The 23,642-nt window shown below is 60.6% G+C and carries 18 protein-coding genes; 9 read left to right on the top strand and 9 right to left on the bottom strand.

The features are described 5' to 3' along the window. Positions 1-20: 20 nt before the first annotated feature. Both AC3WR3_RS01120 and AC3WR3_RS01125 read right to left on the bottom strand, forming a co-directional pair. Positions 21-1,058, bottom strand: a complete 1,038-nt coding sequence (locus tag AC3WR3_RS01120) for an HlyD family secretion protein (protein ID WP_139434122.1) — start codon at positions 1,056-1,058, stop codon at positions 21-23. A gap of 10 nt (positions 1,059-1,068) precedes the next feature. Beyond that, on the bottom strand, positions 1,069-1,401 hold the full coding sequence (locus tag AC3WR3_RS01125) for a DUF3302 domain-containing protein (protein ID WP_139434121.1): 333 nt from the start codon (positions 1,399-1,401) through the stop codon (positions 1,069-1,071). Between the two features lie 242 nt (positions 1,402-1,643). On the opposite strand from AC3WR3_RS01125, the gene AC3WR3_RS01130 reads away from it, so the two are divergent. Continuing rightward, a complete protein-coding gene (locus AC3WR3_RS01130; protein WP_492290912.1) occupies positions 1,644-3,254 on the top strand; it encodes a mechanosensitive ion channel family protein in 1,611 nt (536 codons plus the stop codon). 71 nt (positions 3,255-3,325) lie between these two features. Here the strand turns inward: AC3WR3_RS01130 and AC3WR3_RS01135 are convergent, their stop codons facing one another. The 5 genes from AC3WR3_RS01135 to adhE all read right to left on the bottom strand — a co-directional run bounded on the left by AC3WR3_RS01135 (position 3,326) and on the right by adhE (position 11,634). After that, on the bottom strand, positions 3,326-4,747 hold the full coding sequence (locus AC3WR3_RS01135; protein WP_342057989.1) for a carbon starvation CstA family protein: 1,422 nt from the start codon (positions 4,745-4,747) through the stop codon (positions 3,326-3,328). 120 nt (positions 4,748-4,867) lie between these two features. Further along, complete coding sequence (gene btsR / locus AC3WR3_RS01140; RefSeq protein WP_202045146.1) at positions 4,868-5,572, bottom strand: two-component system response regulator BtsR; 705 nt, start codon at positions 5,570-5,572, stop codon at positions 4,868-4,870. Continuing rightward, on the bottom strand, positions 5,569-7,260 hold the full coding sequence (locus AC3WR3_RS01145) for a LytS/YhcK type 5TM receptor domain-containing protein (protein ID WP_492290913.1): 1,692 nt from the start codon (positions 7,258-7,260) through the stop codon (positions 5,569-5,571). Before AC3WR3_RS01145 ends, btsR begins: the two co-directional genes overlap by 4 nt. Before the next feature lie 352 nt (positions 7,261-7,612). Continuing rightward, positions 7,613-8,848, bottom strand: coding sequence for a cyclic di-GMP phosphodiesterase (locus tag AC3WR3_RS01150; RefSeq protein WP_492290914.1), 1,236 nt, complete (start codon positions 8,846-8,848; stop codon positions 7,613-7,615). Positions 8,849-8,958: 110 nt separating this feature from the next. Then, entirely contained in the window at positions 8,959-11,634 is a 2,676-nt protein-coding gene (gene adhE, locus AC3WR3_RS01155; RefSeq protein WP_492290915.1) for a bifunctional acetaldehyde-CoA/alcohol dehydrogenase, read from the bottom strand. 895 nt (positions 11,635-12,529) lie between these two features. Here adhE and AC3WR3_RS01160 point away from each other — a divergent pair. The 7 genes from AC3WR3_RS01160 (at position 12,530) to AC3WR3_RS01190 (ending at position 20,353) form a co-directional block, all read left to right on the top strand. After that, positions 12,530-13,165, top strand: coding sequence for a YchE family NAAT transporter (locus AC3WR3_RS01160; protein ID WP_162519108.1), 636 nt, complete (start codon positions 12,530-12,532; stop codon positions 13,163-13,165). A gap of 280 nt (positions 13,166-13,445) precedes the next feature. Beyond that, positions 13,446-15,065, top strand: a complete 1,620-nt coding sequence (locus tag AC3WR3_RS01165) for an ABC transporter substrate-binding protein (protein WP_139434114.1) — start codon at positions 13,446-13,448, stop codon at positions 15,063-15,065. Between the two features lie 96 nt (positions 15,066-15,161). Beyond that, positions 15,162-16,082 (top strand): oligopeptide ABC transporter permease OppB, encoded by a 921-nt coding sequence (gene oppB / locus AC3WR3_RS01170; RefSeq protein ID WP_041205427.1) that lies wholly within the window; start codon positions 15,162-15,164, stop codon positions 16,080-16,082. A gap of 14 nt (positions 16,083-16,096) precedes the next feature. Next, positions 16,097-17,008, top strand: coding sequence for an oligopeptide ABC transporter permease OppC (oppC, locus tag AC3WR3_RS01175; RefSeq protein ID WP_139434113.1), 912 nt, complete (start codon positions 16,097-16,099; stop codon positions 17,006-17,008). A 108-nt stretch (positions 17,009-17,116) separates the two neighbouring features. Continuing rightward, complete coding sequence (locus tag AC3WR3_RS01180; RefSeq protein ID WP_043129280.1) at positions 17,117-18,097, top strand: ABC transporter ATP-binding protein; 981 nt, start codon at positions 17,117-17,119, stop codon at positions 18,095-18,097. Further along, positions 18,097-19,092: a murein tripeptide/oligopeptide ABC transporter ATP binding protein OppF gene (gene oppF, locus AC3WR3_RS01185; RefSeq protein ID WP_139434112.1), complete on the top strand. Its 996-nt coding sequence runs from the start codon at positions 18,097-18,099 to the stop codon at positions 19,090-19,092. The genes AC3WR3_RS01180 and oppF overlap by 1 nt, the downstream gene beginning before the upstream one ends. 301 nt (positions 19,093-19,393) lie before the next feature. After that, positions 19,394-20,353, top strand: a complete 960-nt coding sequence (locus tag AC3WR3_RS01190; protein WP_492290916.1) for a TerC family protein — start codon at positions 19,394-19,396, stop codon at positions 20,351-20,353. A 52-nt stretch (positions 20,354-20,405) separates the two neighbouring features. On the opposite strand, the gene alr is transcribed toward AC3WR3_RS01190, so the two are convergent. Beyond that, positions 20,406-21,632 (bottom strand): alanine racemase, encoded by a 1,227-nt coding sequence (gene alr / locus AC3WR3_RS01195; RefSeq protein ID WP_205641504.1) that lies wholly within the window; start codon positions 21,630-21,632, stop codon positions 20,406-20,408. A gap of 172 nt (positions 21,633-21,804) precedes the next feature. Here alr and AC3WR3_RS01200 point away from each other — a divergent pair, with 172 nt between their 5' ends. Then, complete coding sequence (locus AC3WR3_RS01200; RefSeq protein WP_247626726.1) at positions 21,805-22,251, top strand: methyltransferase family protein; 447 nt, start codon at positions 21,805-21,807, stop codon at positions 22,249-22,251. A gap of 54 nt (positions 22,252-22,305) precedes the next feature. Here the strand turns inward: AC3WR3_RS01200 and AC3WR3_RS01205 are convergent, their stop codons facing one another. Next, on the bottom strand, positions 22,306-23,559 hold the full coding sequence (locus AC3WR3_RS01205; RefSeq protein WP_162519107.1) for a dicarboxylate/amino acid:cation symporter: 1,254 nt from the start codon (positions 23,557-23,559) through the stop codon (positions 22,306-22,308). Between the last annotated feature and the right edge of the window lie 83 nt (positions 23,560-23,642).

Consider the following 23,642-nt stretch of genomic DNA (forward strand, 5'->3'; position numbering starts at 1 on the left):
CGCAGGTACCACCAAGGTGCTTAATGGAAGGGGAACAGGTAGTTGAGCCAGCTGCCCATGCGCAGCAGGATCTTGCGCATGATGGCCACGTGGTGCATGTGTTCGGTATAGATGGCGGCCTGGCCGCTGGAGCCGGCGATCACCTGATACTGGGCCCAGTCCGGATCCGTGATGCGGATGAGCACCGGCAGGCGACCCGGTTGCTGCGCCGAGTTCTGGTCCAGCAAGGGGGCGTTGGCCTGTATATTGCCGGGTGCCATGGCCGGGATGATGGCCTCGACCTTGCCCTTGAAGATGCGGCCCGGGGCACCATCGATGACCACTTCAGCTTCGTCACCCGCCTTGAGACGTTGCATGCTGTTCTGCCAGAACCAGCCCACATAGAAGTTCTCGTCCTTGTGAACGAAGGTCATCACGGGGCGATACAGGTAGGGGGTGGCCACCATGCCGGGGCGCAGGGCCATTTGCAGCACATAGCCATCCGAGGGGGCATAGACCACAGTCTGCTCCAGGTTGTACTGCGCTTCGCCCAGTTGGGCCTGCAGATCGTCGATGGTCGCCTTCTGCTGATCTATCTGCGCCGTGATGTCATCGACGTTGGCCTGTGTCACATCCAGATCGCGCTGCTTGCCGATACCACGGCGCATCAGCTCTTTCGCCCGATCCCGGTCAAGCACCGCAGAGCGCAGCCTGGCGTTGATGGAGTTGAGGCTCTCCTTGCTGGCGGTGAGACGGGCGGCCAGACTGTTGACCTTCTGCTCGAAGCGCACCGGATCTATCTTGAACAGCACGTCGCCTTGCTTCACTGCCTGGTTGGGCTGGACGGGGACCTCGGTCACTCGTCCCTTCACCAGGGGCACGACGGGGGTGGAGACGTAGTAATTCCGGGCCGTCTGGGCATAGGGGTGGTTGTAGTTCATCAGGGTGATCAGGGCCCCTATGATGATGACGCCACCCAGCACGGCGGTCGGCACGGTCCACTTGTTGAGCGGGATCTTGAAGATCTTGAAAATCCCTACACAGATGGCCGTATAGGTGAGAATAAGTAGCAAATCCATGGAGGGTTACCTATTTTTCAGTCTGTTCGAGCGTGGTCATACGGGCCTGCAGGGCGGCAAGTTCCTGCTTGAGTGCGGTGATTTCGTCTTCGTCTTTTTCAAGACGCTGACTGAACCCCCAGCCGCGATCGGGGCGATAGAGCGTGGCCCAGATCCAGAGGAAAGGCCAGAGTACGTGCAGGGTGAACAGGCTGACCCAGCCGGCCACATGAATGGCATCCTGGTGGGGGTGATTGCGATGCTTGGCGATTTCATACGGAATGTCGTGGATGACGATGACTCCATAGAACATGATCAAGACGACGAACACCAATATTCCCAGGGCAATGTAGTCAAGTACCATCGATTTCTCCCATCTAAGTCGCGAGGCCATACCCGGAGCCTGGCATTCACAATAATCGACTCATGATGACAGCATATTAGCAGATCGCAAGAGTGCAATCGGGGAGTTAGCTTGTCAGTACAGGCTAGGTTAACCGGTTGGTTATTTAACATGCACCGTCTAATTATTTCTATAAAATCAAGCAGGAAAGAGATTCGTATGTCTCGTAACAGAAAGGATGCGCGATGGAAAGGCGATACAGAATGAACCTCTGGCTGGGGCTGCTGCTCATGCTTGCCCAGGCCACGATGGCATGGGCCGCCGAACCCAGGCTGGAGCCGACCGTGCAGGAGCAGGCACAGACCCTGGTGCTGCTCCATGAACCCATCGTCATGCTCCAGGCCAAGTTTGGCAGTCTGGACGGGGCGGGCAGGGTCCGGCTGGTGCAGGAGCGGATCAAGCAGATGCAGGCCTCCGACCTTGAACAGCCGGTGACCCTGGTGAGCGCCAGGCGCTTCGGGCAGGACAGCCGGGAGTTTCTGGTCAATGGCAAGCGGATACTGGTGCTGGTGGAGGGGGATCTGGAAGCCCTCGACGAGCTGAGCCTGGATCAGGCGAGCGAGCGGGTCCGCCAGCGGCTCGACAAGGTACGGCTCAAGTACCTTGAGCTGCACTCGACCCCCTATCTGGTCAAGGCCAGCGGCATGGCGATCCTGGCCAGCCTGATCTTCTTCGGCCTCATCTGGGCGCTGCAATGGGGACATAGACGGCTCAGGAAGTGGCTCGCCAATCGCCTCCTGCTGCAGAAGGGATTGATCCCCCACCAGTGGCGTCAGGTGGCGGGCAACGTGGAAGTCCGCTTGCTCGGCCTGCTGACCCTGTTGCTGGTCTTCATGCTCACCTATGGCTGGCTTACCTATGTGCTTGGCCTCTTCCCCCAGACCCGTGCCTGGAGCGAGCGGCTGGGAGACTCCCTGTTTGCCCTGTGCGGCGACATGCTGGAGGGCATGATTGCGGCCATGCCGGGCCTGGTGACAGTGCTGCTTATAGCCATCATCACCCGCTTCTTCATCCGGATGCTGGCCATCCTCTTCGATCGCATCGAGCGGGGGCAGTTTCGCGTGCAGGGGCTGCATGCCGAGACCATAGGGGCCACCCGGCGGCTGCTCTCGGTGGTGATCTGGCTGTTTGCCCTGACCGTGGCCTACCCCTATCTGCCCGGTGCCAACTCCGACGCCTTCAAGGGGATCAGCGTCTTCTTCGGCCTCATGGTGACCCTGGGGTCGGCGGGCATCATGAACCATGCCATGAGCGGCCTGGTGCTCATCTACTCCCGCGCCCTGCGGCCCGGCGATCTGGTGCAGATTGGCGAAGTTGAGGGGATGGTGAGCGAGCTCAATGCTCTCTCCACCAAGCTGGTGACCCGTCAGGATCACGAGGTGACCCTGCCCAATGCCGTGGTGGTGGGGGGCAAGGTGGTGAACTTGACGCGGCTGGCGGGGGATAAGGGGGTCGCACTGCTGACCAAGGTGACTATCGGCTACGATGCGCCCTGGCGCCAGGTGCACGCCATGCTGGAGCTGGCGGCCCACCGCTGCACCCTGCTCAACCAGTCCGAGCCGCCCCTGGTGCGCCAGCTGAATCTGCAGGACTGGTATGTGGAATACGAGCTGCAGGTACGGATGAAGGCGGACCTGCTCCCCGCCGTGGTCAAGACCGAGCTTCACGGCCATATCCAGGACGTGTTCAACGAGTTCGGGGTGCAGATCATGTCCCCCAACTTCATCGCCCAGCCGGAGCAGGCGGTACTGGTGGCGAGGGAACATTGGTACCAGGCGCCCGCCGAGGCGCCAGGGACGACCAGCAAAGGGTAGCTCCCCGGAAAATGAAGAGGCCCGGCAGCAATGCCGGGCCTCTTGTCATGGGGAAAATGCAGTCTCGGGACTCAGCTCTCCTTGGCTTCCCTCAGTTGGGAGGGTCTGAACTTCACCAGGAAGGCCAGGGTGATGAAGGCGGTGCTCACCAGACCTATGATGGTGGAGACGTTCATCGCCAGCCCGAAGCCGATGGGGGCGTTGGCCAGGTAGGTGATCACCACGGCGGTCATGAAGATGGCGGGTATGGTGCAGATCCAGTGCAGCTTGCCCTCCTTGATGAGGTAGGCGGCTGCGGCCCACAGCATGATGACGGCTGTGGTCTGGTTGGCCCAGCCGAAGTAGCGCCAGATCACCCCGAACTCGGCCTTGGAGATGATGAAACCGAGGATGAACATGGGGATGGCGATCAGCAGTCGCTTGGCCAGCGGCTTCTGGGTCATCTTCAGGAAGTCCGCCACTATGAGGCGAGCACTGCGAAACGCGGTGTCACCTGAGGTGATGGGCAGGATCACCACGCCGAGGATGGCCAGGATGCCGCCCACGGTGCCGAGCAGGCTGGTGGAGACCTCGTGTACCACGGCCGCCGGGCCGCCGTTGGCCATGGTGGCGTTGAGCGCCTCCGTGCTGTCGTAGAAGGAGAGACCCAGGGTGCACCAGATGAGGGCGATGATCCCTTCACCTATCATGGCGCCGTAGAAGATGAAACGGCCGGACTTTTCGTTCTGCATGCAGCGCGCCATCAGCGGTGACTGGGTGGCGTGGAAGCCCGATACCGCGCCGCAGGCTATGGTGATGAACAGCAGCGGCCAGAGCGGCAGCTCGGTCGGGTGCAGGTTGGAAAAATCCATCCCGGTGTTGTAGAAGCCCTTGCCTGAGACGATGAGGCCTATGATGAGGCCGACCGACATGAACACCAGCAGGGCGCCGAAGATGGGGTAGAAGCGGCCGATGATCTTGTCGATGGGGACTATGGTGGCGAGGATGTAGTAGGCGAAGATCGCCACTATCCAGTAGACCAGATCGGTGGAGGTGAGGTTGGCCAGGAGACCCGCCGGGCTCAGCACGAAGACCACACCCACCAGCATCAGCAGCACCACGGCAAAGAGGTTCATGAAGTGCTTGGCGGCGGTGCCGAGGTGCTCGCCGACCACGGTCGGTACCGAGGCGCCTCTGGCGCGTACCGACAGCATGCCGGAGAAGTAGTCGTGGACCGCGCCGGCGAAGATGCAGCCGAACACTATCCAGAGCATGGCGACCGGACCATAGAGGGCACCGAGTATGGGGCCGAAGATGGGGCCGACGCCGGCGATGTTGAGCAGTTGCACCAGGTAGACCTTCTTGTCCGACATGGGGACATAGTCCACCCCGTCCGCCATGGTGATGGCGGGGGTCTTCAGTTCGGGTTTGGGCCCGAATATGCGCTCGACGAATTTGCCGTAGATGAAGTAGCCGGCGACAAGTAAGCCGACACAGAGGAAGAACCAGATCATTGCTACGCTCCTGCTTTGTTATTGTTTGGTGTGCGCAGCCAGTCTAGGTGGGGGCTTCTGTTAACGGCAGGTAAATGAGGGTGAGCGGCGACATGGCGATCCGGCGCACAGCGGGCGACCTTATTCCAGCCCCAGCTCGTCTTTCAGCTCCTTGAGATAGCGTCGGCTGACCGGCACCCGGGCACCGCTCGGGGTGACTATCTGGGCCAGCTGGTTTTCCAGCAACTGGATCTCGAAGATCGCGGTCGGGGCCACCAGGTACTGGCGGTGGCAGCGCAGCAGCGGGGTCTTCTCCTCCAGGGATTTCAAGGTGAGCTGGGTGTGAAACAGCTCCCCCTGGCAGGCGACGTGCACCCCGCCGAGATCCGAGAAGGCGTACTCCACCTGCGCTATGGGCAGCAGCCGCACCCGGTTGTGCAGATAGCCGGGAATGTGGCGAATGGCCGGTGTCAGCGCCGCCACCGGCTGGGGGCTGAGATCCTGCTTGAGGCGCGCCAGCGTCTTGGCGAGGCGGGCAGGTTCAACCGGTTTGAGCAGGTAGTCGAAGGCGTTCTCCTCGAAGGCCTGGATGGCATAGTCATCAAACGCCGTGACAAAGACGATGCGGGGCAGGGGGTCCAGCATGGCCACCAGCTCCATGCCGCTGAGCTTGGGCATCTGGATGTCGAGAAACACCACCTCCGGCTTGAGTCGCGCAATGAGGGAGAGCGCCTCTATGGCATTGGCGGCCGAGCCGAGGATCTCGATGTCGGGGTCGCTGCCGAGCAGCTCGGCTAGCTCCTCGCGGGCATAGGGTTCGTCGTCGACGATCAGGGTGCGGATCATGTCATCTCCTTGGAAGGGGAATCCGGCTGTCTGGGCAGGGTGAAAGAGACCCGGGTCCACTGCTCCGGCTCACACTGCACCTGGATGCCAAAGCGCTCGCCGAAGGCACTCTTGAGCCGCCTGTCCACAATGCTCATGCCAAGGCCGTCCCCTTGGGGACCCGGCTGCCAGGCTCCGGCATTGTCCTCCACGCAGAGGGTGACACTCTCTTGCCCCTCCTCGGCGAAGAGCCGGATCCGCCCCTGCTCCAGCAGGGAGCAGATCCCGTGCTTGATGGCATTCTCGATGAGGGGCTGCAGGGTGAAGCTTGGCAGTTGCATGTCGGCCAGGTGTGGCGGTATCTCGTTGATGACGGTCAGGCGCTCGCCAAAGCGGGCCTGCTCTATCTCCAGATAGGACTGGCAGTGCTCCTGCTCCTCCCGCAGCGTGGTCAAGCCACTCTGGCGCTTGAGGTTGTTGCGAAAGAAGCGGGAGAGGTGCAGCAGCAGCTCCCGCGCCCGGCCCGGATCGCGGCGGGTGATGGCACTGATGGTATTGAGGGTGTTGAACAGAAAATGGGGATTGATCTGCGCCTGCACCAGCTTGAGCTCGGACTGCACCAGCAGGCGCTGCTGCTGCTCCAGCCGGCCGGCCAGCAGCTGTTGCGACAACAGGTTGGCTATCCCTTCCCCCAGGGTGTGATTGATCTTGAGGAAGAGCCGCTTTTTGGGCTCGTAGAGCTTGATGGTGCCTATTACTCCTCTGTCTCCCTGCAGCGGGATCACCAGCACGGAGCCGAGCTGGCACTGGGGGGAGAGGCTGCAGCGATAGGGCTGACTATTGCCGTCGGCAAACAGCACCTTGTTCTGGGCTATGGCCTGCAGGGTGATGGCGGAGGTGATGGGGGTGCCCGGCTTGTGGTGATCCTCCCCGGTGCCGATGAAGGCGAGGATCTTGTCGGTGTCCGTGATGGCGACGGCGCCTACCCCGGTCTCCTCCTGCACTATGTGGGCTATCTTGCGGCTCGCCTCCGGAGTGAAACCCTGGGCCATGATCCCCAGGGTGCGGTTGGCGATGGTGAGCGCCTTGGCGGAGAAGACCCGGGAGAACTTCTCGTACATCCGCTGCTGGTCGCGGATCATGCTGATGAAGAGCGCCGCCCCGCAGGAGTTGGCGAGGATCATCGGGGTGGCTATGGTGCGCACCAGCTGCAGGGCCTGATCGAACGGGGTGGCGACCAGCAGTATGATCACCATCTGCAGGATCTCGGCGTAGAGGGTGGTGAAGAAGGCAATCCGGGGGGTGAACAGGGCATCCACCCGGTTCGTTCGCATCAGCCGCCAGTGCACCAGGCCCCCCAGCAGCCCCTCGCAGGTGGTGGAGATGGCGCAGGCGAGATCGGTAAAGCCCCCCAGGGTATAGCGATGCAGTCCCCCGGTCAGCCCTACCAGAAAGCCCACCATGGGGCCCCCCAGCAGCCCTCCCAGCACGGCGCCGACGGCGCGGGTATTGGCGATGGCATCGTCTATGTCCAGCCCCACATAGGTGCCCAGTATGCAGAAGCAGGAGAAGATGACGTATATCAGTATCTTGTGCGGAAGTCTGACCGAGTAGTTGGCCAGGGGGCGCAGCAAGGGACTCTTGGAGAAGAGGTAGGCAATGACCAGGCTGACGCTCATCTGCTGGAGCAGGGAGAGGACTAATTGCATAAAAAACCTTCCTCAAGAGTGATCCCGGGTCAGAGCGCCACCAGGGCGTATTGTGAGCAAGATCCCGTCCTGATGCAGGACGCGGCCCCATGGCGGGGGCAGTTTGCCAGAATGAAAAAATAAAACCATATAAAATCAGTACGTTAAATTGATATTTGTGTAACCGGGCGGAGCTTGATATTGCTGGAGTGAGCATGAATGTGCCCACTGGGTGCGCCACACGGAGGTGGCATGCTCCGCCCGGCCTTCGGCTGGGCGTTTTTTATCCAGCTCCAATGGCGGACGATTTTGAGGGGGCTCGAGCAATTATTCAGGTTTGTCCAATGAGTTATCCCCAGCTTCTGGGGATAACTCAGAAGGCGAAATAGTAGCAGACGCGTCGGCCCAGGTTGAAAAATGGCCGCTGCCCCTCATCCAGCTCCTCCTGCCTGAGGGTGGCTGTGATGCTTCTCCCATCTTCCCGCAGATCCATCATGGCCACGGCTTCCGGGCGCTGTCCCCTGATATAGGGTTGCACCTTGGGTTTGAGGGGCATGCTGGGTTCGGTCGAGAGCACCAGCGCCACCGTATCATCCTCCAGACGTACCAGGGATCCGGGCGGATAGACCCCCAGCACCTTTATCAACAATCTGACCAGATCTTGATCGAATCTCTTCTGGGACAACTTGTAGAGCTGGCCGATGGCCTGACTCGGCCCCGCCGGGTGGAGGCCGCTGCGCGGGTGCAGCAGCTCGTCGTAATAGTCCACCAGGCCGATGAGGCGGGCGAGGGGAGGTATCCTGTCCCCCTGAATGCCGAGGGGAAAGCCGCTGCCGTCCAGCCGCTCGTGATGGAGGTGGGCAACCTCGCGGATCCTGGGTTCGAAGGCCTGCCACTGGTTGAGCATCTCCAGCCCGTACTGGGGATGCATGTTGAGAAAATTCTGCTCGGCGCGGCTGAGCTCTCCCCGCTTCTGGGTGATCTGGCTCGGGATCCTGAGCTCGCCGATGTCGTGCAGCAGGCCGGCCAGCCCCGCCTCCTCGATCTCGATATGGCTCATGCCCAGCTCCCTTGCCATCAGCATGGCGATGAAGGCCACGCTCAGGCTGTGTTGCAGCAGGATGTCCGTGTGCTGGCTGCGGATGAGGTGCAGGCCCAGGGGCCCCTGGTGGTCGGCGAGGCGGGCGGCGACGGTGCGCACCATCTGGGCGGTATTGGCCAGTCCCTCGTCAGGCTTGAGATTGAGGGCACCGAGGGCATCGCGAAGGTCTGACAGGGATTGGCCGAATGCCTTGTCGGCGGTGCGCAGGGAACGGCGAAAGGCCTTTTCGTCGAATGCGGGTTCAGTCGGTGGGGCGGAGGCATCTTGCGCTGCCCCAGGATCGGGCGAAGGGGTCGGCTCGGCACGCAGCAGGGGCTCGACGGGGAGATCGCTCTTGTCGGGATCCACCATCAGCAGGGTGAGGTCGAGGTGGCGGATGATCTCGAGCTGCTGCTGGTCCTTGATCTTGAAGGCGTTGAACATGAAAGGGTGGCTGGTCCATCCCGTGGGGAGATGGATGTAGTGGCCGACTCTCAACTGCTCGATGGAGGCCTGGATCAGCGCCATAGACTCACTCTTCTGTCGAATTTGCCTATCAACAAGCTAGCAAAATTAAACAGATAGACAAACAAAAAAGCCCGCGCATGTGCGCGGGCTCTTGTCATCCTGGCCGGTTATCAGGCCTTGGATTTTTTCTTGCTGTCTACCTTGGTGTCGACTTTGGCCTCAACCTTGGTCGCTACCTGAGCTTCCTCGGTGAAGGGACGGCCGTAGTAGGTGTCCATCAGTATGGCTTTGAGCTCGGTGATCAGCGGGTAGCGCGGGTTGGCGCCGGTGCACTGGTCATCGAAGGCTTCCAGGGCCAGCTGGTCAACCTTGGCCAGGAAGTCGGTCTCGTTCACGCCGGCTTCACGGATGGAGGCCGGGATCCCCAGGGTCGCTTTCAGCTCGTCCAGCCAGGTCAGCAGCTTCTCGATCTTGGCCGCGGTGCGGTCACTGGCGGCAGTCAGACCCAGATGGTCGGCCACTTCGGCGTAGCGACGACGAGCCTGCGGACGGTCGTACTGGGAGAACGCGGTCTGCTTGGTCGGGTTGTCGTTCGCGTTGTAGCGGATGACGTTGCTGATCAGCAGGGCGTTGGCCAGGCCGTGGGGGATGTGGAACTCGGCACCCAGCTTGTGGGCCATGGAGTGGCACACACCCAGGAAGGCGTTGGCGAACGCGATACCGGCGATGGTCGCGGCGTTGTGCACCTTCTCGCGGGCAACCGGGTCGTTGGCACCGTTCTGGTAGCTGGAGGGCAGATACTCTTTCAGCAGTTTCAGGGCTTGCAGCGCCTGACCGTCGGAGTATTCGTTGGCCAGCACGGAGACATAGGCTTCCATGGCGTGGGTCACGGCATCGATACCGCCGAAGGCACACAGGGATTTGGGCATGCCCATGACCAGGTTGGCATCGACGATGGCCATGTTCGGGGTCAGCTCGTAGTCGGCCAGCGGGTACTTCATGCCGGTGGCGTCGTCGGTCACGACCGCAAACGGGGTCACTTCAGAACCGGTACCGGAAGTGGTGGTGATGCAGACCAGTTCGGCCTTCACGCCCATTTTCGGGAACTTGTAGATACGCTTGCGGATGTCCATGAAGCGCATGGCCAGGTCTTCGAACGCGGTGTCCGGGTGCTCGTACATGACCCACATGATCTTGGCGGCATCCATCGGTGAACCACCGCCCAGGGCGACGATCACGTCCGGCTTGAAGGAGTTCGCCATCTCGGCGCCCTTGCGAACCACGGACAGGGTGGGGTCGGCTTCCACTTCGTAGAAGATTTCCACTTCCATGTTCAGCTTCTTGAGCAGACGAACCACTTCATCGGCATAACCGTTGTTGAACAGGAAACGGTCGGTGACCACCATGGCGCGCTTCTTGCCTTCCAGGTCGCCCAGGGCGATCGGCAGGGAACCACGACGGAAGTAGATGGATTTCGGAAGTTTGTGCCACAGCATATTTTCTGCCCGTTTTGCGACTGTCTTCTTGTTGATCAGGTGCTTGGGACCGACGTTCTCGGAGATGGAGTTACCACTCCAGGAGCCGCAACCCAGGGTCAGGGACGGGGCGAGAGCGAAGTTGTACAGGTCACCGATACCGCCCTGGGTGGAGGGGGTGTTGATCAGGATACGGGCAGTCTTCATCTTGTCGCCGAAGTACTTGATGCGGTCGGCGTTGCGATCCTGGTCGGTGTAGAGGCCGGAGGTGTGGCCGATACCACCGATGTTGACCATGTCGCAGGCCATTTCGACGGCTTCTTCGAAGTTCTTGGCGCGGAACATACCCAAGGTCGGGGAGAGCTTCTCGTGAGCGAACTCGTCCTCTGCGCAGAGCTCCAGACCTTCACCGATGAGGATCTTGGTGGTGGCAGGCACAGTCACGCCGGCCATGGCAGCGATCTTGGTGGCGGGCTGGCCCACGATGTCGGCGTTCAGGGCGCCGTTGATCAGCAGCACCTTACGCACCTTGTCGGCTTCGTCCTTGGAGAGGATGTAGCCAGCGTGAGTCGCGAAACGCTCCTTGACCTGGTTGTAGATGGCGTCGACCACGATGACGGCCTGCTCGGACGCACAGACCACGCCGTTGTCGAAGGTCTTGGACATCAGGATGGAGGCGACGGCACGCTTGATGTCGGCGGTTTCGTCGATAACGATGGGTACGTTACCGGCGCCCACACCGATGGCGGGCTTGCCTGAGGAGTAGGCGGCCTTCACCATGCCCGGGCCACCGGTGGCCAGGATCAGGTTGATGTCGTTGTGCTTCATCAGGGCGTTGGAGAGTTCGACGGACGGTTGGTCGATCCAGCCGATGATGTTCTTCGGGGCACCGGCGGCGATGGCTGCATCCAGTACCAGCTTGGCAGCGGTATTGGTGGAGTTCTTGGCGCGGGGGTGCGGGGAGAAGATGATGGCGTTGCGGGTCTTCAGGGAGATGAGGGCCTTGAAGATAGCAGTGGAAGTCGGGTTGGTGGTCGGCACTATACCGCAGATGATGCCTACCGGCTCGGCGATGGTGATGGTGCCCATCTCGTCGTCCTGGCTCAGGATGCCGCAGGTCTTCTCGTCTTTGTAAGCGTTATAGATGTATTCGGAGGCGAAGTGGTTTTTGATGACCTTGTCTTCGATGATGCCCATGCCGGACTCAGCCACTGCCATCTGGGCCAGGGGAATACGGGCGTTGCTGGCGGCCAGGGCGGCGGCGCGGAAGACCTTGTCTACCTGCTCTTGCGAGAAGCTGGCGAATTCACGCTGGGCTTCTTTGACGCGGGCAACCAGTGCATCCAGTTCAGCCAAATTGGTTACTGCCATGTTTATCTCCTGATGATTTGAAAACTGTTTAGTAAGACCTTGGCAATGCCCGGCAATTATAGCCGCCCTGTCAAGGAGAGAATCACCATAACGGGGTATTTACATGCCTTACTAAATTGTTTTCTGGCTCGATTATAGAGCCGGGATGTGTCAGAAAAGATTGATCTGGATCATATGTAACAAAAGAACAAAAGAAATTTTGTTTCACCATCCCGGTCGGCCAGATGTTACGCATTTGTAGAGTAGAGCGCCCGGGGGATGAACACGAGGTGAACAGCCATTTTTGCGCCAGGTATCAAACCGTTGCCTCACATCCTCCCGCAGTTTCGCCGCTGGCAAGGAGGGCGGTGAGGCCAGTCCTGGTGGCGGCCCTTGCAAGCCTCTCGCCCTGATAGAGACGCCGGCGTTTCATTTCTGTTGGAAAAAGTGGTGGTTGTTTTCATCCAGCGCGGGCCTTTGTGCCGGGCTCTGGGGGCTGTTCGGCAAATCCCATGGCGACGCCTGTGTGGGGGCACGGCTTGCTGCATGGCCGCCCCGGGCAGATCGGGGTGAAGATAGGGCGCCAGTCTGGGGCGCGCTGTGGGGGTGAATAGGGGTTATCCCCTGGGGTCATCCAGATCAATCCATGAAAATGACGCTTTCCTGAAGGGAAATATGGTGATGACCGGGAGTTTCGACATAAAACGCCGCCACACTTTGCAAGCGTGTTAAATGGCATCCATGACAGTTAACAACTCGATATGTTGATTTTTATCGATTCATTAGAGGAACTAACTGAAAAGCCCCGGAAAGGGTGAGATTATTTGATTGGAGAAGGGAAATATCATGGTGTAAATTTACGCGCAGTTTGACGGGGATGGCCCTCAGTGGCCCGAATTGGTTCTGGATGGCGCTTATGGCAGCAATTGACTTCTCTTTATACCTGAAATTTTTCGTTGGCCTGTTTGCGATCATCAACCCGCTGGGTCTGTTGCCGGTCTTTGTGAGCCTGACGGGTCACATGCAACCGGATGAGCGCAGGAAGACCAACACCACGGCCCATATTGCCGTGATGATCATCCTCATGGTCTCCATGTGCATGGGGCAGCTGATCCTCGACGGTTTCGGCATCTCGCTCGCCTCGTTCCGCATTGCCGGCGGTTCGCTCATCACCCTGATCGCCTGGTCCATGTTGCAGGGCAAGCTGGGGGAGGTGAAGCACAACAAGCAGGAGAAGGGTGAACTGGCCGCACGCGAATCCATCGCCGTGGTGCCCCTGGCGCTGCCGCTGATGGCCGGCCCAGGGGCCATCTCATCCTCCATCGTCTATGCCAGCCAGAAGACCCTGCCCGAGCTGATGGGCATGTTCGTGGTGGTGATGGCCTTTGCCTACTGCTCCTGGCTCATCTTCCGTGCCGCCCCTCTGCTGTTCAAGCTGATGGGCAACACCGGCATCAACGTGGTGACCCGGATCATGGGTCTCATCATGATGTCTCTTGGCATTGAGATCATGGTGGCAGGGATCAAGGGAGTCTTTCCCGGATTGATGTGATTCAGGTCTGTTTTGTCGGAGCCGGTCCTCGTGACCGGCTTTTTATTGTTTCTTTTTTGTTAGTCATTTCCTAGAATCGAGCGGCTTTGTATAAAAAACGCCCATCACACGATATTTAAATGCTGAATAAATGGTTTAAAGCTGTTTTTTTGACCGCCAAAGCCGCCCCCACCTGATGATATCTGTTGCATTATCAGAATTGTCAGGGAATTATGCGGGCAGCGGGATTTTTATCTCGTGAATGGACAAATGCATGGAATGTTCTTGTTGGAGTATGGAAATGACTCATAGAAAAACAATTATTAATACCCTTTTATTGACTGCACTCTTTGGTGGCGCCACCCTGGCCCAGGCCGCCGACGTCCCCGCCGGCACCAAGCTCGCCCCCGAGCAGACTCTGGTGAAAGGCAATGGCTCCGAGCCAGCCACCCTGGATCCGCACAAGACCGAAGGAACGGTTGAATCCAATATTCTGCGCGATCTGTTCGAGGGTCTCGTCACCTCAGGCCCCAAGGGTGAAACCCTGCCCGGCGTCGCCGAGTCCTGGGAAACCAAGGACAACAAACACTTCGTGTTCCACCTGCGCAAAGATGCCAAGTGGTCCAACGGGGATCCGGTCACCGCCCATGATTTCGTCTTCGCCTTCCAGCGCGCGGTGGATCCCAAGACGGCTTCTCCTTACTCCTGGTACATGGAGATCCCGACCATAGTCAACGCTACCGACATCATTGGTGGCAAGAAACCGGCCGACACCCTGGGGGTGAAAGCCAGCGACGACTACACCTTCGAAGTCCAGCTGGAAAAGGCGGTGCCTTACTTCGTCAGCATGCTCTCCCACACCACCACCTACCCGGTGCCGAAGAAAGTGGTCGAGAAGTTTGGTGACAAGTGGACCCAGCCCGGCAATATGGTTTCCAACGGCGCCTATGTGCTGAAGGATTGGGTGGTCAACGAGCGCGTCGACGTCGAGCGCAACCCCAGCTACTGGAACAACGCCAAGACGGTGATCGAGAAGGTCACCTACCTGCCCATCCAGTCCACCAACGCCGAGCTGAACCGCTACCTGGCCGGTGAAGTCGATCTCACCTACAACATGCCCATCGAGCGCTTCAAGCAGATGAAGAAGGAGCACCCGAACGAGGTGCAGGTGAGCGGCTATGTGGGCACCTACTACTACCAGTACAACTTCAAGCACAAGCCGTTTGACGACGTGCGGGTGCGTACCGCGCTCTCCTACGCCATCGATCGCAACGTGATCGCCGACAAGGTGATGGGCAAGGGCGAGACTCCGGGTTACACCCTGGTGCCTGACTTCGTGGATGGCTTCAAGCCGGTGGCCCCGGCCTGGTCCAAGCTGACCCAGGCCGAGCGTGACGCCAAGGCGAAAGAGCTGTTGACCGAGGCCGGTTACGGCCCGGGCAAGCCGCTCAAGTTCGAGCTGCTCTACAACACGGACGACAACCACAAGAAGGTGGCCGTGGCCGTCGCCTCCATGTGGAAGAAGCTGGGCGTGCAGGTGAGCCTGGTGAACCAGGAGTGGAAGACCTACCTGGAAACCAAGAAGCAGGGTAACTTCGACGTGGGTCGCGCCGGCTGGATTGCGGACTACAACGAAGCCTCTTCCATGCTGGATCTGATGCAGACCACCCACGGCAACAACGACGGCAAGTACTCCAACACCGCCTTTGACAAGCTGATGAGCGAGTCCCGCAATCAGGTGGATGCGGATGCGCGCAACAAGCTCTATGTCCAGGCCGAAGATATCCTGGCCAAGGACATGCCGATCGCCCCCATCTATCAGTACGTGACCTCCCGCATGGTCAAGCCCTACGTGGGCGGCTACCCGGCCAACCCGCTGGACAACCTCTACAGCAAAGATATGTACATCATTGCTCACTGAGTAAAGAAACAAGTCGCATAACAAGCAGGCCCGCCGGACGGCGGGCCTTTATTACAACCGCGACCCTTTGGAAGCAGTACAGGACAGGAAATGTCTATGTTGAAATTCATCCTTAAACGTCTACTGGAAGCGATCCCGACTCTGCTGGTCTTGATCACCGTCTCCTTCTTCATGATGCGTTTCGCGCCGGGTAACCCCTTTACCAGCGAACGCGCCCTGCCGCCGGAAGTGCTTGCCAACATCGAGGCCAAATATGGCCTGGACAAGCCCATCGGCGTGCAATACCTCACCTATCTGGGCAATCTGGTCCAGGGGGATCTGGGGCCCTCCTTCAAATACAAGGATTTCACCGTCAACGATCTGGTGAGCCAGGCGCTGCCGGTCTCCGCCAAGATTGGTTCGGTCGCCTTCCTGCTGGCGGTGACGCTGGGAGTCACGTTCGGCACCATAGCGGCCTTGAAACAGAACACCCTCATCGACTATCTGCTGATGTCGTCGGCCATGGCCGGGGTGGTGATCCCCGGCTTCGTGCTGGCACCCTTGCTGGTGCTCTTCTTCAGCATCTACCTGGGCTGGTTCCCGGCGGGAGGCTGGCAGGGGGGCGGTGTGCAGTTCATGGTGCTGCCGGTGTTCGGCATGATGATGTACTACATCTCCGCCATCTCCCGCATCATGCGTGGCAGCATGATTGAGACCATGAACTCCAACTTCATCCGTACCGCCCGCGCCAAGGGGCTGCCGCTGCGCCATATCATCCTGAGACACGCGCTGCGTCCGGCCATGCTGCCGGTGGTCTCCTACCTGGGCCCGGCGTTCGTGGGCATCATCACCGGCTCCGTGGTCATCGAGACCATCTTCGGCCTGCCGGGGATTGGCCAGCTGTTCGTCAACGGTGCCCTCAACCGTGATTACTCCATGGTGCTCGGTCTGACCATTCTGGTCGGCGCCCTCACCATCACCTTTAACGCCGTGGTCGATATTCTCTATGCCGTCATCGATCCCAAGATCCGTTACTAAGCCGGGAGTACATCATGGTAGTCACAACTGAAAAGCGCGAAGCCGTCGAGGCGTTCGCCCAGAAAGTGGAAGTGGTGGAAGGACGCTCCCTGTGGAAGGATGCCCGTCGCCGTTTCCTGCGCAACAAGGCGGCCCTGACCAGCCTCATCATCCTGACCATCATTGGTCTGGCGGTGATCGTCGGGCCGCACCTGTCCCAATACACCTTCGACGATCCGGACTGGGGCGCCATGCAGGCCGCCCCTGACATGGAGACGGGGCACTGGTTCGGCACCGACAGCCTGGGGCGCGACTTGTTCGTGCGCACCCTGCTGGGTGGCCGCATCTCCCTCATGGTCGGCATCATGGGGGCCCTGGTGGCCGTCATCATAGGCACCCTGTATGGCGCCGCCTCCGGCTTCATCGGCGGCCGGGTCGACAGCCTGATGATGCGGGTGCTGGAGATCCTCAACGCCTTCCCCTTCATGTTCTTCGTGATCATGCTGGTGACCTTCTTCGGTCGCAATCTGGCCCTCATCTTCCTCGCCATAGGCGCGGTGAGCTGGCTCGACATGGCGCGGATCGTGCGCGGCCAGACCCTGAGCCTCAAGAGCAAGGAGTTCATCGAGGCGGCCCACGTCTGCGGCGTCTCCAAGTGGAAGATCATCACCCGTCACATCGTGCCGAACGTGCTCGGCATAGTGGCGGTCTACGCCACCCTGCTGGTGCCGGGCATGATCATGTTCGAATCCTTCCTGAGCTTCCTGGGGCTGGGGGTGCAAGAGCCCATGACCAGCTGGGGTGCCCTGCTGGATGAAGGCTCCAAGTCGATGGAAGTGGCCATCTGGCAACTCCTGTTCCCCGCCGGTTTCATGGTGGTGACCCTGTTCTGCTTCAACTTCCTCGGGGATGGTCTGCGTGATGCCCTGGATCCAAAGGATCGCTGACACCAAGGGACAGGCAAGACGCCAAGGGGCCATAAGACCCGTCCAGAGAACGCACTGCGTTCGGGATGGGCAGGCTGGCATCACGACAGCGCGATAAGGAGTGCTGATATGAAATTACTGGATGTGAAAGATCTGCGGGTCGAGTTCAAGACCCCGGACGGCAATGTGGTGGCGGTCAACGACCTCAACTTCTCCCTCTCTGCCGGCGAGACCCTGGGAATCGTCGGTGAGTCAGGCTCGGGCAAGTCCCAGACGGCCTTTGCCATCATGGGGCTGCTCGCCAAGAACGGCATCATTACCGGCTCGGCCAAGTTTCAGGGGGACGAGATCCTGAATCTGCCGGAGCACAAGCTCAACAAGATCCGCTCCGAGAAGATCGCCATGATCTTCCAGGACCCCATGACCTCCCTGAACCCCTATATGAAGGTGAAGGATCAGCTGATGGAAGTGCTGATGCTGCACAAGGGGGTGAGCAAGGCGGCAGCGTTCGAGGAGTCGGTGCGCATGCTGGACGCGGTGAAGATCCCCGAGTCACGCAAGCGGATGAACATGTACCCGCACGAGTTCTCCGGCGGCATGCGCCAGCGGGTGATGATCGCCATGGCGCTGCTGTGCCGGCCGCAACTGCTCATCGCCGACGAGCCGACCACGGCGCTGGACGTGACGGTGCAGGCCCAGATCATGACCCTGATGAACGAGCTCAAGCGGGAGTTCAACACCGCCATCGTCATGATCACCCACGATCTTGGCGTGGTGGCGGGCATCTGTGACAAGGTGCTGGTGATGTACGCCGGTCGCACCATGGAGTACGGCCGGGTCAACGACATCTTCTATCGCCCGAGCCACCCCTATACCGAAGGCTTGCTGCGCGCCATTCCCCGTCTCGATACCGAAGGGGAAGTGCTGCCCACCATACCGGGCAATCCGCCCAACCTGCTGCGTCTGCCCACCGGCTGCCCCTTCCAGGAGCGTTGCCACCGGGCGCACGAGATTTGCGGCCAGCAGTCACCCGTCCTGACCCCCTTCGGCGACGGACGGACAAGGGCCTGCCACTGGGTTTCGGATGCCATGATCAAGGGGGTGAACTGATGGGTACTGACAAGAAACTGCTGCTGGAAGTGTCTGACCTCAAGGTTCACTTCAGCATCAAGAGTGACAAGGCCTGGCCCTGGGCCAAGCCCTCCGCCCTGAAGGCGGTGGATGGCGTCACCCTGCGCCTCTACGAAGGGGAGACCCTGGGGGTGGTGGGGGAGTCCGGTTGCGGCAAGTCCACCTTCGCCCGGGCCCTGATCGGTCTGGTACCGGCCACCGACGGCAAGGTGGTGTGGCTGGGCCAGGATCTGACCAAGCTGGAGCAGGGGGCGCTGCGGGAGAAGCGCAAGGAGATCCAGATGATCTTCCAGGACCCGCTGGCCTCCTTGAACCCGCGCATGACCATAGGCGACATCATCGCCGAGCCCCTGGTCACCTTCTATCCCAATCTCTCCAGGGAGCAGGTGAAGGAGAAGGTGCGGGCCATGATGACCAAGGTGGGGCTGTTGCCCAACCTGGTGAACCGCTACCCCCACGAGTTCTCCGGCGGCCAGTGCCAGCGCATCGGCATCGCCAGGGCGCTGATCCTGGAGCCCAAGATGATCATCTGCGACGAGCCTGTCTCGGCGCTGGATGTCTCCATCCAGGCCCAGGTGGTGAACCTGCTCAAGTCCCTGCAAAAGGAGATGGGGCTCTCCCTCATCTTCATCGCCCACGACCTGTCCGTGGTCAAACACATCTCGGATCGGGTGCTGGTGATGTATCTGGGCAACGCGGTGGAGCTTGGCACCCGTCAGGAGATCTTCGCCAATCCCCTGCATCCCTACACCAAGGCGCTGATGTCGGCCGTGCCCATTCCGGATCCGGATCTGGAACGCAACAAGGTGATCCAGATCCTGGAGGGGGATCTGCCGTCCCCCATGAACCCGCCGTCCGGCTGCGTGTTCCGTACCCGCTGCCCGGTGGCGGGCCCCGAGTGCGCCAAGACCCGCCCCATGCTGGAGGGGAACTTCGATCACGCCGTCTCCTGCCTCAAGGTGGATCCGCTCTGAAGGCGAGGGCGTGAATGAGCATGCGGGGCACCCAGGTGGTGCCCCGTTTTATTTCCATTCGCGATGAAGATGCCCCTTGGCGCCACCTTTGGAGGCTGTTACTATCCGCCGCACAAGGGGAGTAACTTCTCGCCGGTTTGTCGTCATTACGGTGCACCCATATCCTGCAGTGCACCCGGCAGCCGGGCAGTCGATGAACATTGGCTGTAAGTGAGACCTTGCCGAGAGGCAAGGTGTATCTGCTCCAAACGCAAACCCACGCCTCTCGGTCGTGGGTTTTGTCGTTTTGGGAGAAGTGAAAATGGGTGAATGGTGGATGTGGACCGGTTTCTTCAGCATAGTGCTGGTCCTGTTGTGGATTGACATCCGCTTTGTCGGCGGCGGCAAGGCGCACAAGGTGTCCCTGAAAGAGGCGGGGATCTGGTCCCTCGTCTGGGTCAGCGTGGCCCTGCTGTTCAACCTGGCCATCTGGCTCTGGCTGGATCACAGTGCCGGGCGTGAGATCGCCAACGAGAAGGGGCTGGAGTTCCTCACCGGCTACCTCATCGAGAAGGCGCTGGCGGTGGACAACGTCTTCGTCTGGCTGATGCTGTTTGGCTACTTCGCCATTCCGGCCGAGCTGCAGCGCCGGGTGCTGCTCTACGGGGTACTGGGTGCCATCGTCATGCGTGCCGGCATGGTGTTCGCGGGCAGCTGGCTCATCGAGCAGTTCCACTGGATCCTCTACCTGTTTGGCGCCTTCCTGCTGCTGACCGGGGTCAAGATGCTGTGGGCCGCCGACAAGGAGCCGGATCTCGCCAACAACCCGCTGCTGGGCTGGATGCGTCGCCGCTTCAAGGTGACCGAGACCCTGGAGGGGGAGAACTTCTTCGTCTGGCGTGACGGAGTGCGCTATGCCACCCCGCTGCTGCTCATCCTGGTGCTGGTGGAGGTGAGCGATCTCATCTTCGCGGTGGACAGCATCCCGGCCATCTTCGCGGTGACCACGGATCCCTTCATCGTGCTGACCTCCAACATCTTCGCCATCATGGGCCTGCGCGCCATGTACTTCCTGCTGGCCGGCGTCGCCGAGCGCTTCGCCCTGCTGAAATACGGTCTGGCGCTGATCCTGATGTTCATCGGGGTCAAGATGCTGCTGCTCGACATCTTCAAGATCCCCACCGGCATCGCCTTGGGCGTGGTTGCGTTGATCCTACTTGCCTCCATGGGGCTCAGCCTCTGGGTGACCCGCAAGAAGGTGACCGATCAGAAGGCGGTGTAAGCACCCGCAAAAAAGGGCTCCCTCGGGAGCCCTTTTCATATCAGATCCGTGCTTAGCGCTTGATCTTCTTGGGGTTGGTGTAACCCCAGATGGTGTACATGTCCGCCAGCAGGGCGCCGTTGTACTCCTCCAGATCCGCCTGTTTCACCTCGGCCTCACCCTGACGGCCGAACAGCACCACCTCGTCACCGGGTTTCACCCCTTTGAGATCGGTCACGTCCACCATGATGGTGTTCATGGAGGTCTTGCCCACCACGGGCACCTTCTGGCCCTGGATCAGCACATAGGCCTTGTTGCTGAGCGCCCGGCGGTAGCCGTCGGAGTAACCGAGCGGCAGGTTGGCGAGCAGGGAGTCGCGCTTGAGGGTGAAGGTGCGGTCATAGCCGACTGTGTTGCCCGCCGGGTAGTGGTTCACCGAGGCGACCTGGGTCTTGAACGCCATCACCTTCTTGTATTCGGTGTAGGAGGGGATGGTGTCGCCGTAGATGATGCCGCCCGGGCGTACCATGTCAAAGTAGGCTTCCGGCACTTCCAGGGTGGCGAAGGAGTTGGCGGCATGTATGGTGAGCTTGCTGCGATCCAGCTTGCCCGCCTCGATCAGCCACTGGTAGTCCAGCTTGAACTGGGCCAGCCCCAGCTTGACGTCTTCTTTCTCTTCCACCGGGAAGTGGGTCATGATGCCGACCGGGGTGATCCCCTTGAGCTTGACCATGGCCAGGGCATCTTCCTTAGCGTCCGCCTGGCGCAGGTCGATGCCGTTGCGGCTCATGCCGGCGGAGTTCAGACCTATGTGCACCGGAATGTTGGTATGGTGGCGCTGGGCGATGTCGGCGATCCCCTTGGCGCTCTCCAGGCTGCCCACCAGCTCTTCCAGCTTGTAGGGCAGTGCCTGCTCAACTTCGGCCGGGGTAGCGGCACGGACCCGCATCAGACGGCCCTCGAAGCCCTTCTCGCGGGCCACCCGGGCCTCTTCATTGCTGGCGATGCCGATGCAGGGAATGCCCGCCTTGACCACGGAGGGGACCAGCAGATCGATGCCGTGACCGTAGGCGTCGGCCTTCATGATGGCGCAGATCTGCGGGCCCTTGTCGCCGAGACGATCCTTGAGGGTCTGGATGTTGTGCTCGAAGGCGGTCAAATCCACCTCCAGCCAGGCGTTGGCGGCGGTCTGCTCCTGACCGTTGCGGGTGTCGCTGGCCAGGGGCAGATAGGGGGCGGCGACGGCCTGGCCGGCGAGCAACCCGAAGACCAGGGTCGCGAGCAGGGTTTTCTTGTGCATGGGATGATACCTTCTTATTGTTGAGGTTGGGGGCGTCCGGGTGTGGACGCGAGCGTTAGTCGCCTGGGAATTTATTCGTATGTGGATGATATTTATCCATTTTTTATAATTTGACGACGGCGAGAGTGTATCTTATTGGCGCCATTCGTGGCACTTTTTGCAGGAAGAAAATATGCGTTTCGAGCTGCGTATCCCACCTTTGCTACTGTTTGTCGTCATCGCGCTCGCCATGTGGCTGGGAGCCGGAGATGACAGGGGGAGGGGCGTCTTGCTGATCCTGGCAGGAGCCCTGCTGCTGGTGGGCGCCGTGTTCGGCGGCGGGGCCTTGCTGCACTTTGCCCGTCAGCGCACCACGGTCAATCCCGTGCGCTTGCAGCAGAGCCGGGTGCTGGTGACCCGGGGGGTCTATCGCATCAGCCGCAACCCCATGTACCTGGGGCTGCTGTGTTGGTTGCTGGCGCTGGCCTGCTATCTCGGGGGCCCCTGGGTCTGGCTCGGGCCGCTGCTGTTGCTGGGCTGGCTCACCCGCTTCCAGATCCTGCCGGAGGAGCGTGCCCTGCGTGCCCGCTTCGGCATCCCCTATGTGCAGTACTGCCGGCGAGTGAGGCGCTGGTGCTGAGCACCAAACGAAAAAAGGCCCGCAGTTGCGGGCCTTTTGCCGGGTCTTCTTGACTCAAGCCTTGGCGAGTTCGCCCTCGGTCTGGGTCTCTCCCAGGCTGTCTTCCGTCTTGGCCACCACGCTGGCGGCGATGGCATTGCCCAGCACGTTGGTGGCGGAGCGCCCCATGTCCAGGAAGTGGTCTATGCCGAGCAGCAGCAGTATGCCGGCCTCCGGGATCTGGAACTGGTTCAGGGTGGCAGCGATCACCACCAGGGAGGCGCGCGGCACCCCGGCCATCCCCTTGGAGGTGACCATCAGCAGCAGCAGCATGGTGATCTGCTGGGCCATGCTGAGCTCGATGCCATAGGCCTGGGCGATGAACATCACCGCGAAGGTGCAGTACATCATGGAGCCGTCCAGGTTGAAGGAGTAGCCCATGGGCAGCACGAAGCTGGCGATGCGCTTGTCGCAGCCGAACTTCTCCAGCCTGTCCAGGGTCTTGGGATAGGCGGCCTCGGAGCTGGCGGTGGAGAAGGCGAGCAGGATGGGCTCGCGGATCATGGCCAGCAGGGTCAGGATGCGGCGGCGGATGAAGAGGCTGCCCATGGCGATGAGCAGCAGCCAGAGGCAGGCCAGGGCCAGGTAGAACTGGGCCATGAAGGTGCCATAGGTGGCGAGGATGCCGAGCCCCTCCTTGGCGACCATGGCGGCGATGGCGCCGAATACCGCGAACGGGGCGAAGTTCATCACGTAGCCGGTCACCTTCAGCATGATCTCGGCGCTGCTTGCCATCAGCTTGACCACGGGTTTGGCGGCATCCCCCAGGGCGGCGGCAGCCAGCCCGAAGAAGAGGGAGAAGACCACGATCTGCAGGATCTCGTTGGTGGCCATGGCCTCGATCACGCTTTTCGGGATGGCGTGGGTCACGAAGTCCTTGAGGGAGATGGCGGTGGCGGCCACCCCTGAGCTGGCGCCGTCATCGGGCAGGGAGAGGGAGAGGCCGACCCCGGGCTGCATCAGGTGGACCATCACCAGCCCCAGGGTCAGTGACATCAGGGAGGCCAGCATGAACCAGCCCAGGGTCTTGGCGCCGATGCGGCCCACGGTGCGGGTGTCGCCCATCTTGGCGATGCCGACCACCAGGGTAGTGAACACCAGGGGAGCGATGATCATCTTGATGAGGCGCAGGAAAATGTCGGTCAGCAGGGTGATGTCACTGGCAAAGGTGGCGGCCTGGGCCGGGGCAAACAGGCGATAGCCTTGCCCGGTAAAAATGCCAAGCAACATCGCAATGAGGATGGCAACGGTCAATTTGTTCATTTTCATGGGGGGACAGTCTCGATATGTGCAGTGCCTGTGCAGGTGGGGAGGGTACCACCTAAGTCCGTTTTTGTGATCCGGGCCATGGA

It is taken from the genome of Aeromonas sp. EU05-FHT14A05 (assembly GCF_058791175.1).

Excerpts from the sequence above, each read along its gene's own strand:
- AC3WR3_RS01120 (WP_139434122.1), bottom strand. The coding sequence starts at position 1,058 with ATGGATTTGCTACTTATTCTCACCTATACGGCCATCTGTGTAGGGATT.
- AC3WR3_RS01125 (WP_139434121.1), bottom strand. The coding sequence starts at position 1,401 with ATGGTACTTGACTACATTGCCCTGGGAATATTGGTGTTCGTCGTCTTG.
- AC3WR3_RS01130 (WP_492290912.1), top strand. The coding sequence starts at position 1,644 with ATGAACCTCTGGCTGGGGCTGCTGCTCATGCTTGCCCAGGCCACGATG.
- AC3WR3_RS01135 (WP_342057989.1), bottom strand. The coding sequence starts at position 4,747 with ATGATCTGGTTCTTCCTCTGTGTCGGCTTACTTGTCGCCGGCTACTTC.
- btsR (WP_202045146.1), bottom strand. The coding sequence starts at position 5,572 with ATGATCCGCACCCTGATCGTCGACGACGAACCCTATGCCCGCGAGGAG.
- AC3WR3_RS01145 (WP_492290913.1), bottom strand. The coding sequence starts at position 7,260 with ATGCAATTAGTCCTCTCCCTGCTCCAGCAGATGAGCGTCAGCCTGGTC.
- AC3WR3_RS01150 (WP_492290914.1), bottom strand. The coding sequence starts at position 8,848 with ATGGCGCTGATCCAGGCCTCCATCGAGCAGTTGAGAGTCGGCCACTAC.
- adhE (WP_492290915.1), bottom strand. The coding sequence starts at position 11,634 with ATGGCAGTAACCAATTTGGCTGAACTGGATGCACTGGTTGCCCGCGTC.
- AC3WR3_RS01160 (WP_162519108.1), top strand. The coding sequence starts at position 12,530 with ATGGCAGCAATTGACTTCTCTTTATACCTGAAATTTTTCGTTGGCCTG.
- AC3WR3_RS01165 (WP_139434114.1), top strand. The coding sequence starts at position 13,446 with ATGACTCATAGAAAAACAATTATTAATACCCTTTTATTGACTGCACTC.
- oppB (WP_041205427.1), top strand. The coding sequence starts at position 15,162 with ATGTTGAAATTCATCCTTAAACGTCTACTGGAAGCGATCCCGACTCTG.
- oppC (WP_139434113.1), top strand. The coding sequence starts at position 16,097 with ATGGTAGTCACAACTGAAAAGCGCGAAGCCGTCGAGGCGTTCGCCCAG.
- AC3WR3_RS01180 (WP_043129280.1), top strand. The coding sequence starts at position 17,117 with ATGAAATTACTGGATGTGAAAGATCTGCGGGTCGAGTTCAAGACCCCG.
- oppF (WP_139434112.1), top strand. The coding sequence starts at position 18,097 with ATGGGTACTGACAAGAAACTGCTGCTGGAAGTGTCTGACCTCAAGGTT.
- AC3WR3_RS01190 (WP_492290916.1), top strand. The coding sequence starts at position 19,394 with ATGGGTGAATGGTGGATGTGGACCGGTTTCTTCAGCATAGTGCTGGTC.
- alr (WP_205641504.1), bottom strand. The coding sequence starts at position 21,632 with ATGCACAAGAAAACCCTGCTCGCGACCCTGGTCTTCGGGTTGCTCGCC.
- AC3WR3_RS01200 (WP_247626726.1), top strand. The coding sequence starts at position 21,805 with ATGCGTTTCGAGCTGCGTATCCCACCTTTGCTACTGTTTGTCGTCATC.
- AC3WR3_RS01205 (WP_162519107.1), bottom strand. The coding sequence starts at position 23,559 with ATGAAAATGAACAAATTGACCGTTGCCATCCTCATTGCGATGTTGCTT.